The following is a 10637-nucleotide window of genomic DNA, read 5'->3' as shown; positions in this document are numbered from 1 at the left end:
AATTTTTAATTTATAAATGCAATACAGGTAAGGAATTGGAAAAACTCGTTGAACAATCAATAAATGTTTATAATAATCTAAGACCTCACTTGAGTTTGAATATGAAAACTCCTAATTTTATACACAACAAAAAACCAGAGAAGCTAACCTCTCTGGTTTAAATAATATTTTTTAAATCTGTCAACCTATTTTAGGACGACTCACTAACTAAATATTTTTTTATACCAAGGTTTATCGAGGTCATCAGCAACGCCATATCCATACCCGTAACCATATCCGTAACCATATCCATATCCTCTCTTTAAATCAGTATCATTTAAAATAATAGCTAAGTTAGGTAGCTTTTTATCTGTATAAAGAGTTTGAGGTACAATTAACATTCGCTTGTCAAGATAATTAGCTCTGGCAACGTAAAGAACTAAATCTGCTTTCTTAGCAATAAGTAATGTATCTGTGACCAAATTAACTGGTGCAGTATCTATAATTACATAATCATATTGCTGTTTTAATTCATTAAACAACTCATTAACTTTAGAAGTCATTAACAATTCAGCAGGATTAGGTGGTATGGCACCAGAAGCAATAATATCTAATTTAGGAATTTCAGGAATAGAGAACTTTAATGAATCTAATGTGATATCATCATTCGTAATAAAGTTAGTAACTCCTTTACGATCTGGTATTTCTAAGTATTCTGTAATTTTAGGAGCCCTTAAATCTAAACCAACTAAAATTACCCTCTTTCCTGATAAGGAAAGTGAAGCTGCTAAGTTAATAGAAGTAAAAGATTTTCCCTCTCCACTTGTTGTAGAAGTAACGAAAATAGTTTTACCAACGTTTTCGTCACCTCCAGGTAACATAAAATCTAAATTTGTTCTAATTAGCCTAAATGCTTCAGCAGTACTAGATCTTGCACTTGAATTAATGACAATTTTCTCTTTTGTTTCAGAATGAGGAATATCACCTAAGAAAGGGATTGATGTCAGTTCTTCAATATCTTTTTTAGTATGTACTTTAGTGTCAAGTAAATCTCTTAAATAAATAATAATAAAAGGTATTATTAATCCTAGTAATAGAGCAGCCAAGAAAATAATTTTCTTTTTAGGGCTTACCGGGATATTTGATCCATAAGCTTTATCTATAATTTTAGCATTAGGTACTGCAGTTGCGGTTAATGAGATTGCTGTTTCCTCTTTCTTTTTGAGTAAATAAGAATAAAGACCTGCAATGATTTCTTGTTGACGTGCAATATCTAAAAATTCTCTTTCTTTTGAAGGGATAGATGATATTTTTGAGCTATATCGCCCAGCTTCATTTTTTAGGTTATTAAGATTTATTTCTAAAAGTTTTTCTCTATTAGATAAGCTTCTTTTTAAAGAACTTTTTAAATTGCTGATATTATCCTGAACTTGAATAACAACAGTGTTTTTTTCTCCGGCACTTTTTAGTAAGCGTTTTTTCTGAATAATTAATTCGTTGTATTCAGCAATAGATCTGGCTATATTAGGATCATCCAGTCCAAGATTGGCAGGTAATAATTCTTCCTTAGAATTAATCTCATTGTTTAATGCTTTAACTAAACTAAGTTGGGTGCTAGCTTGTATTAGTTTTTCCCTATTTTGTGTATTTGTCTGTAAAATTAGTTGAGCTTCAGATTCTATATCCGTTATATTGTTGGAACTTTTAAAGTTTTTTACATTATCATCCAATCGAGCCAATTCTTTACCAACATTTTCAAGACGCTCAATAATAAAAGCACTGGTTTTTTCTGAAACTAATTTTTTATCTTCAATAGCATCGTTGTTATATTGTTCTACCAGTTCATTTAAAATATCTTCAGCTTTTTCTCTAACAGGTAATTGTAAAGCTAACTTTAAAACACTTGACTTTTTATTGATAGGACTAACAGAAATAGCTTTTTGATAGGCATCAATTATTTGATCGTTTTTAAATACAGAAATTTTTATAGTACTACCAATATTCTTGTCATCAAAAAAGTTTGTTTTATTTACGGTGAGTTCTTTAAAATTAGAATCTTTTATGGTTGATCCAAATGAGTTTTCTAAAACTTTATTATCATTTTGATCTATTAAACTATATGTTTTTGAAGACAAAATTTTAATGGAAAAAACCGAGTCTATTTCTTTTTCTTCATTCTGAAAAAGATTTATAGAAATAGGTGTCTTTTTGTAAATTTCAGTTTCTTTAATACGGCCTTGAGTATAATAAGAAATATTTAAGTTTAATTTTTTGATGACATCAAAAATTAGCTTTCTAGATTTAATAATTTCTATTTCATTTTCAATATTTTTACTTGAACCGCCAACGATGCCTAAATCTTCAAAGGCAGCGAACTCTTCTGATAAACCTCCTTGCTTGTCGTTTTTAATTAAAATAGTAGTTGAAGCACTGTATTTTGGCGTAGAGTATCTTAAATATAAATAGGCTCCTAATAAGGACATAATAACACCTAGAACAAACCACTTCCAGTGAATCAGGTATTTTTCTAGTTCAGCTCGAATGTTTATAGTATCATTATCTTGAATCTGCTGAGTATACTGTTCTTTTTGCATTATACTTTTATCTTGTTAAAACTGAAATTAAAGCGACTAAAACGGAACCAATTGAAATGAATAACCCTGTGTTTTTATTATAAGCAGCGTCTTGAGAGGAAGATCTGTTAGGTTTAACATATACAATATCATTTTGTTGAAGGTAATATACTGGAGAAGTAAAAATATTTTTAGATCTTAAATCTAAGTTATATATTTTTTTTTCAGAATTTTCTTCACGAATAACCTCTATATTTCTTATTCCAGAGATATTTAAATCTTTAGCTAAACCAATTGCTTCAAGAACAGTAATTCGTTCATTTGGTATAGTATATGTCCCAGGTTGTTTAACATCACCTAAAACGGTTACAGTAAAATTTGAAATTTTTATGTTAATTGTAGGGTTTTTAATATACTCGGGATCTAATTTATCTTTCAACAAAGCAATGGTCTCTAACCTTGTTAAACCACCAATTTTCAGTTTTCCTAATAAAGGGAAGTCAATAAAACCTTGATTATCTATAAGGTATGCTTGTTGTTGAGGTGTACCTACAACACTATTCGTGGTAGTAGCATAGGCTACAGAAGGAAGGTTGAAAGGTTTAACAGCTTCTAAATCAAGGGCAGAAATAGTTATTTGTAATAAATCGTCTGGTTTGAATATTGTTTTATAAGCATTGGAAACTTTGTTTTGCTCTATTTGATCATTTTGAAAATAGATAATGTCTTTTTTAGACACACAAGACGATAGAATTGTTAAGAGGGTGATGAAAACAATTTTTTTTACTTTTTGCATTTGTTTAAATTTTTGCGAAAGTACTAATTTAATTTTTTATAGTGGTATCTAATTTTTCGTAAACAGAATTGTTTGATATGTATTCAGGAACGATTTCTTTAATGAATTGTACGGTTTTTTGATTGTCAAGATCATTGTTAATATGACAAAGTTCGTTTATTTTTTGAAAAATAAAATTACAATCGATAGTCTGATTTTTAGCAATCATAATTTTTTCATGATAAGTTGGAGTTGTATTTTCTCCATTCGCTAATAATTCTTCATAAAGCTTTTCTCCTGGTCGTAAACCTGTAATTTTTATATCAATATCCTCAGGGAATCGTAATCCTGATAAATGAATCATTCTTTTAGCTATCTCATATATTTTAACAGATTTTCCCATGTCAAAAATGTATATTTCTCCACCATTTCCCATTGTGCCGGCTTCTAAAACCAATCTGCAAGCTTCAGGAATAGTCATGAAATAACGTGTAATATCTTTATGAGTTACTGTTAACGGACCTCCATTTTCTATTTGTTTTCTGAAAAGAGGGATAACAGATCCGTTTGAACCTAAAACGTTTCCAAAACGTGTAGTTGTAAATTTTGTTGTGTGATTTTTAAAATTACTTAAGCAACTAATATACATTTCGGCAACACGTTTTGTTGCTCCCATAACATTTGTGGGATTTACAGCTTTATCAGTAGAAACCATAACAAAACGTTCAACTTGATATTGAATGGCTAAATCAGCAATGTTTTTAGTTCCTCCAATATTGATTTTTACAGCTTCATAAGGACTAAGTTCCATAAGGGGAACATGTTTGTAGGCTGCGGCATGAAATACTTTGTTAGGTTGAAATGTTTTAAAAACATCTTCCATTCTGGTTTTATCTCTTACATCTGCAACAATAGCTGTAAAATTTATTTTACCATTTTGAATTAGTTCCTGTTGTAAGTCATAAAGAGGAGATTCTGCTTGGTCAATTAAAACCAAATGCTTGTAATTGTAGCTACTAAGTTGTCTTGAAATTTCAGAACCGATAGAACCTGCAGCACCTGTTACTAAAATAACTTGATTATTTACTTCTCTTTTAACAATAGGATTGTCAATAGAAATAGGTTTTCTATCAAGTAAGTCTTCAATCTTTACTTGTTTTATTTGATTGGCTTCTAAATCTCCATCAATCCATTTAGATAGAGGTGGAACAATTTTTACTTTTACACCTAATAGTAATAGTTTGTCAGTTAGATATAAAAGTTTTTCAGATTTTATATTTTGTATTGAAATAATAATTTCATCTATTTCTTTTTTTGAAATAAAGTCTTTATTAATTCTTTTTCCTTCGTAGATTTTAATTCGATTGATTTTTTTTCCAATCTTTTTAATATCGTCATCTATAAAACCAACAACTTGATAATTGTTTTTAGTGTCACGATTAAGGGCACCATAGGTTATCAAACCAGAGTCACCAGCTCCATAAATTAAAACATTGGTAATAGTGTCTAATTCAGAAGAAATAATTTCAAAAAATGCTTTAAAAACATATCTGCTTATTACTAAAACTAAAACAGAAATTAAATAATGAATTATTACTATAGATTTAGGTATGGTAAAATTAGGAACTATTTTAAACGTGCTATTAAGTAAAACAACACTGATGGTAATCATAGAAAGAAGCGTAACTCCAACAAAAACATTAAAAGCATCTCGGGTTCCTGTATGACGTATAATTCCTCTGTAAGAACCAACCGTTAAAAAACTTACAAGAGCTACTAATGCAATAAAAGGTAACTGGGTGTATAAGTTGTTTACATTAAAATTTAATGTAGCATTAAAACGAACAGAGTAAGCTAAAACAAATGATATACAAACAAGTATAATGTCTATAACTAATACGACCCATCTTGAAGCGTATTTGTCTATAAGTCTAAGAAATAAGTTTTTAACCATTTGATTTTTCGTGACTCGTAAAGTTACAAATTTATTTAAGAATGTGCTTTACAGATGTTTTATATCTTTTTCATCTGTTGCTTCATCATTTGCATTTGATCTTTTAGCATTCCATGTTTGTCCAATTTCTTAGCTTCTGCCATTAAGGTTGTAGCTTCTCGCTTACGTCTTTTAGTCATGGCAATGCCCGCTAATTGTAATTTAGCCATAGCTAAATCATGATCCATTGCTAACCCTAGTTTTACAGCTTTTTTTAAGAATTTTTCAGCTTGAGTTATGTTTGTTTGTGATAACATAATTCCATGTAAGTAGTTGTAATATCCTTCTTGTTTTTGAGTTAATGCAGCTGTAGGATTCTTAATATATCCTAACCATTTTTTAGCACCTTCAAAGTTTTGTTTTCTTAATTGTAAGAAGGCTAATAAAATAAACTCATTTTTAAAATAAAAGAATATAAAGATTCCTACTAAAAATAAAATAGCAATTCCGTTACCTATATGTCCTTGAGTAAACTCGTAAATAGACCAAGCGAAAATTAAAGCAGCTAAAACTAATTTTATATTTTTATTGAACATAATTTCTTTTTTAAAGGCGTACAAAAGTACGTTTTTATACTAAATTGAACATTATTTCTTGTAAAACTTCTTATGTTTAAACCAAGCTAATGTACCTATGATAACAACAAAACCTACTGAATAATATACGGATGTAGGGGTAATTACTTTATCACCACTTGCATAGGAGTGTAATCCTGATAAATAAAAGTTAACACCAAAGTAGGTCATCATAACAGAAGCAAAAGCCATAATAGACCATAAATTGAAAGTATATTTTCCTCGCAATCCTGGAATTAAACGCATGTGTAAAACAAAGGCATATACCATAATTGATATTAAAGCCCACGTTTCTTTGGGATCCCATCCCCAATAACGTCCCCAACTTTCGTTTGCCCACATACCCCCTAAGAAGTTACCGATAGTAAGCATTACTAATCCAACAGTTAAAGCCATTTCATTAATTACCGTTAGCTCTTTTACATGTAAACTCATTTTCTTTTTGTTTTTTGAGGTAGTGAAAATGATTAGGAATAACGTAAATATACCTAAAATCATACCTAAAGCAAAGGGACCGTAACTGGCCGTAATGATTGAAACATGTACATATAACCACCATGAATTTAATACCGGTACTAGATTGGCTATTTCAGGGTCTAACCAGTTTTGGTTAGCAAAAAATAAAATAATAGATGTTAAGAAAGTAGTAGCCGCAATAGTTAATGAAGACTTTTTACCTAATAGTAATCCAAAGAGCATGGTAGCTAATCCTACAAAAATTATAGATTCATATGCGTTACTCCAAGGAGCATTTCCACTTATATACCATCTGGCAGCAAGACCTAGAACATGTGCTACAAATAATAAAATAATAACAGCTATAAATGCCTTTACAACATAGTTTATCCAAGGTTTGTTGTTGAAAATTTGGAAAAAGACAAACAATATCATTAACAAACTTACATACCCATAGTATTTAGATAGTTTGACAAAAATATTGATTTTATTATAAGCTATTTCAAGTTGAATTTTATCTTGAGAAGGTATTACTTTTGCTCCAAATTTTCTTTGAAACTTCTTAATTCCGTCTAAAATCTTATTAGTTTCCGTATAATTACCCGTTTTCTTTGAGTTTTGTAACAATTGGAAATAAACAGGTAACGATTGTCTTACAAAAACTGAATCTGTTCCTTTGAATCCTGCTTCTAGTGTTTCAGGTTGCGAAACCCATTTGTTTTCTTCATTATTAGGAATAGGGAAAATTCTTAAAATACTTCCACTTAATGCTTGTGATAATAACCAAACTCTACGCTCTATTTTGATAACATCTTGTTCAAATTTGTTTTGAATTCGTTTTTTTTGAGCTTCAATAACAAGGTTACTAATTTTAGAAGTTCCGTCAGGAGAATAAAAGTCGATAAAGCGAGCGTATTTAGCTTCTTTTGGAAGTCCTAGAACTTCTCGTATTTGAGTATTTCCTTTTTCTAGGTAAACAAAAGGAACATTTAACCAAAGCATAGGAGTTTCTGTAATAGAAACCAAAACCTGACTCGGAGTTAATCCGTTAAAATTATCGGTATGGGCTACTTTTCGTACTAATTCAGAGGCAAATGTGTGTGCCGGTTTCATTCGACCACCTGCATCTTGAATAACCAAGCTACTAAACGCATCAGCATGTTCTTTAGAAACGATGTTTTTTTGCAAGATAGAATCTATTTGTGCTTCTGATAATTGTACAGGTTGATGAGAATCGTGTTGAGCTACACTTATTGTAGTTATTAATAGAAATGATATTGTTAAAGCTACTTTTTTATCTCTTATTTTGCCCAATGTTTTTTTCAAATCATCAAAACGAGTGTTTTTAACAAATAAAGAAGCTACTAATCCAAAGAATAATAGGAAATATCCAAGATATGTTATTGATGTTCCCCAAAAATCATGGTTCACTGAAAGGTGAGTTTGTTCTACCGACTGTCCGGCATTAGCATAACTTGCTTGGAATAAGCGATAGCCTTTGTAATTTAATATATGATTCATGAAAATTCTGAAATCAAAGGTTTCTTCCGGAGTACTTACTGTAACTTCACTGGCAAATGAAGCCGCATTTTCTGAACCCGGATATTTTTCTAATTGAAAATCGTTTAATTTTACATTAAAAGGAGTTTGTAGTTGTTTTGCTCCATACCAAGCTCTGAAGTTTAAACCTCCTAAGCTAAAGTTTTGCTGATTATCAACATTAAATTGTCCTCCGTAAAAATTAACTCTTTTAGTTTCTCCGTTGGTAGTAATGTCAAAAATAACGGTGTCAAATTTACTTTTATCTTTTTTTCCTTTTACCGTTTTCATTTCTCCTTTTTCCGGAGATTTTGGTACAACAAATTGCAAACCACCAATAGTGTGAAGTGTTAAGAATTGAAAGTTTTGTACGCTGTCTTTTGTAATATTACCTCTTTTTTGGTCGGCCATTCTTAGCCAATTTCCATCATTTTTAGAGGTCATTTTTAAGTTACCATCTTCATAAAAGAAGTTAATAGATGCATTGTTTTCGGGAGCATCAAAGCCAACTAAAATATTATGAATGTTTTGTATTGTTCCTTTTTTAATATAATGCTCATGTCTTGTTCCGCTTGAACTTTCTACTAAAAAAAGGTGTTCAACGCCATTTTCATCTAATACTAACTTTTTTTCTGACCATGGAATGTAATCTACTAAATTGAAGGTGATTTCATGGTTTTTACCATTTTTTTTAGGTTGAAAATATTCTGTAAAGTTAGCTGTGTTTTTACCCCAGGCAGATAAGAGAAGTTTGTTGTTTGTCTCTTTTTGAAACTCGTTGTCATCAATAATAACATTTAAGTAATTGATGTCGGATAAAAATGTATTAGTGGTTTCACCTTCATTAAGAATCATAAGTCCTTCATAACTAATATATCTTGTAACTCCTGCTCCTATGATAATGAATAAAAAAGCTGCATGAAATAATAACACGGACCATTTTTCTTTTTTGTATAAACGGTACCTAAAAATGTTTCCAAAAAAGTTAATTACAAAGAATACCATAATTAATTCAAACCACCAAGTGTTGTAAATCAATGCTTTTGAGGTTTGGGTTCCGAAATCATTTTCAACGAAAGTGGCTACTCCCATGGCAATGGCAAAAGCGAAAAATAAAACTGCCATTAAGCGTGTAGAGTAGAGAATATTTAAGATTTTTTTCATCTGTAAATCTAGATAAGTATAAAACTTCGCAAATTTACGGATAAATACTGTTTTTACTTGAAAATTGCAGGCTTTTTTAGTGGTGTATGGTTAATGGTTAAGAGCGTGTTTTAAATGGATGGTTTTTAAATTGTTATTATAAAAGTTTGGGTGTTGATTATTAGTTGTTTATTTGTGGAATGTGTGCGTGTATTTGTTATCTTTTATAATTAACACTGATTTTGGAAGTGTTGTTGTTATTTTTTAGTTAGTGGTTTTTAGTTGTTGGTGATTTTTTGTTTTTGATTACTAGTTTTTTTACTTTAGATTGACAACTTTCTTTTTTAAGTTGATTCTTTTTTGCTCTTGATTATAAGTTTTCTGCTTTAGGCTGTTAGTTTCTTATTTTATGCTGATAGTTTTCTTCTTTAGAATGCTAGTTTTCTAAATGTCATTGTTAGTTTTTAAGTTTCCAACGCTAGTTTTCTAAATGCCATTGTTAGTTTTTAAGTTTCCAACGCTAGTTTTCTAAATATCATTGTTAGTTTTTAAGTTTCCAACGCTAGTTTTCTAAATGCCATTATTAGTTTTTAAGTTTCCAACACTAGTTTTCTATATACCATTGCTAGTTTTTAAGTTTCTAACAGTAATTTTATAAGTGAATTTACTTTTTTTGAAATACCTATTGTTATTTATTAAAGGGGAGTAGTTTTTTTATTTACCAATAGATTCTCCCATTTTAACAAAGGTTTCTATTTTGTTTTTGGTGTTGGTAATAATATCTTGATCTATTTTGATTTTGTTTTGGTCTACCAATAAAACAATGGTAGAGCCACCAAAAGCAAAGTATCCCATTTCTGCTCCTTTTTTTACAGGATTGTTGGGGGTGTAGGTCTCAATAATACTTCCTACCATGGTTGCTCCTACGGGGGCAATAAGTATGTCTCCTTTTTCTTGAGTTGTGAGCGTGCAGAACTCTCGTTTGTTTTCACAAAATACTTTAGTAAAATTAGCGGCTAAGGCATAGGGTGATACCGATAAATAATCTCCTTTAATTTTTGTTGTTTCTGAAGGAATTCCTTCGTAAGGAAAGTGGTAACGGTGGTAATCGTTTGGTGCTAGACGAAGAATGATTAATGCAGCATTTTGATATTTGTCAGCTAATTGTTGACTTCCTAAAAATTCTTTAAGGGTGAATTTTCTTCCTTTTACAAAAAAGTTATGTACTTCATTACTGTTTTCAAAAGCCAGCATTTTTCCATCTCCCGGAGAAACCAATCCTTCTTCTATAGGACGAGCATTTGGTTTTAGAGTTCTGTAAAAAAAATCGTTGAAAGAAATATAGTCTTCTATGGATCTTTCGGCCTCATTCATATCAATATTAAGGTCTTTTACAAAATTTTTTATTTTATTGATAGATCCGGGTTTATCCATTAATTTTCCATACCATGAGGATAGAAATTTACGTTTTACCATAGGGAGTAATGTTGTTTTGCCAAAAGGGTTGTTATACAACAATTTTAAAAATCCTTCACCGGGAGGTGTTTCGGTTTTTAATTCTCCAGTTTTTCTATCAATGTATTGAATTTTCATTTTGAGTAACG

At 30.2% G+C, this 10637-nt stretch carries 6 protein-coding genes and 1 pseudogene; 1 reads left to right on the top strand and 6 read right to left on the bottom strand.

Going from position 1 to position 10637, the window contains the following annotated elements; all coding sequences use genetic code 11:
- Positions 1-161, top strand: a pseudogene (locus tag ACQY1Q_RS14375) (IS3 family transposase); the annotation flags it as partial.
- Positions 162-203: 42 nt separating this feature from the next.
- On the opposite strand, the gene ACQY1Q_RS14370 reads toward ACQY1Q_RS14375, so the two are convergent.
- The 6 genes from ACQY1Q_RS14370 to ACQY1Q_RS14345 all read right to left on the bottom strand — a co-directional run bounded on the left by ACQY1Q_RS14370 (position 204) and on the right by ACQY1Q_RS14345 (position 10626).
- A complete protein-coding gene (locus tag ACQY1Q_RS14370) occupies positions 204-2573 on the bottom strand; it encodes a GumC family protein (protein ID WP_431006016.1) in 2370 nt (789 codons plus the stop codon).
- 7 nt (positions 2574-2580) lie between these two features.
- Positions 2581-3348 (bottom strand): polysaccharide biosynthesis/export family protein, encoded by a 768-nt coding sequence (locus ACQY1Q_RS14365; RefSeq protein ID WP_431006015.1) that lies wholly within the window; start codon positions 3346-3348, stop codon positions 2581-2583.
- A gap of 28 nt (positions 3349-3376) precedes the next feature.
- A complete protein-coding gene (locus ACQY1Q_RS14360; RefSeq protein ID WP_431006014.1) occupies positions 3377-5281 on the bottom strand; it encodes a polysaccharide biosynthesis protein in 1905 nt (634 codons plus the stop codon).
- A 59-nt stretch (positions 5282-5340) separates the two neighbouring features.
- Positions 5341-5856, bottom strand: a complete 516-nt coding sequence (locus ACQY1Q_RS14355; RefSeq protein WP_431006013.1) for a DUF2892 domain-containing protein — start codon at positions 5854-5856, stop codon at positions 5341-5343.
- Positions 5857-5907: 51 nt separating this feature from the next.
- Positions 5908-9054, bottom strand: coding sequence for a cytochrome c biogenesis protein CcsA (gene ccsA, locus ACQY1Q_RS14350; protein WP_431006012.1), 3147 nt, complete (start codon positions 9052-9054; stop codon positions 5908-5910).
- A 693-nt stretch (positions 9055-9747) separates the two neighbouring features.
- Positions 9748-10626 (bottom strand): phosphatidylserine decarboxylase, encoded by an 879-nt coding sequence (locus tag ACQY1Q_RS14345; RefSeq protein WP_431006011.1) that lies wholly within the window; start codon positions 10624-10626, stop codon positions 9748-9750.
- Positions 10627-10637 lie beyond the last annotated feature (11 nt).

The sequence above is a fragment of the Tenacibaculum sp. TC6 genome (assembly GCF_050606265.1).
Taxonomy (GTDB): Bacteria; Bacteroidota; Bacteroidia; order Flavobacteriales; family Flavobacteriaceae; genus Polaribacter.
The sequence above is the reverse complement of the archived record's forward strand: the minus strand, read 5'-3'. Positions and strand labels throughout refer to the sequence as shown.

Bases quoted from the DNA above. Each gene is read 5' to 3' on its own strand.
- ACQY1Q_RS14360 (WP_431006014.1), bottom strand. From the start codon at position 5,281: ATGGTTAAAAACTTATTTCTTAGACTTATAGACAAATACGCTTCAAGA.
- ACQY1Q_RS14355 (WP_431006013.1), bottom strand. From the start codon at position 5,856: ATGTTCAATAAAAATATAAAATTAGTTTTAGCTGCTTTAATTTTCGCT.
- ACQY1Q_RS14370 (WP_431006016.1), bottom strand. From the start codon at position 2,573: ATGCAAAAAGAACAGTATACTCAGCAGATTCAAGATAATGATACTATA.
- ccsA (WP_431006012.1), bottom strand. From the start codon at position 9,054: ATGAAAAAAATCTTAAATATTCTCTACTCTACACGCTTAATGGCAGTT.
- ACQY1Q_RS14345 (WP_431006011.1), bottom strand. From the start codon at position 10,626: ATGAAAATTCAATACATTGATAGAAAAACTGGAGAATTAAAAACCGAA.
- ACQY1Q_RS14365 (WP_431006015.1), bottom strand. From the start codon at position 3,348: ATGCAAAAAGTAAAAAAAATTGTTTTCATCACCCTCTTAACAATTCTA.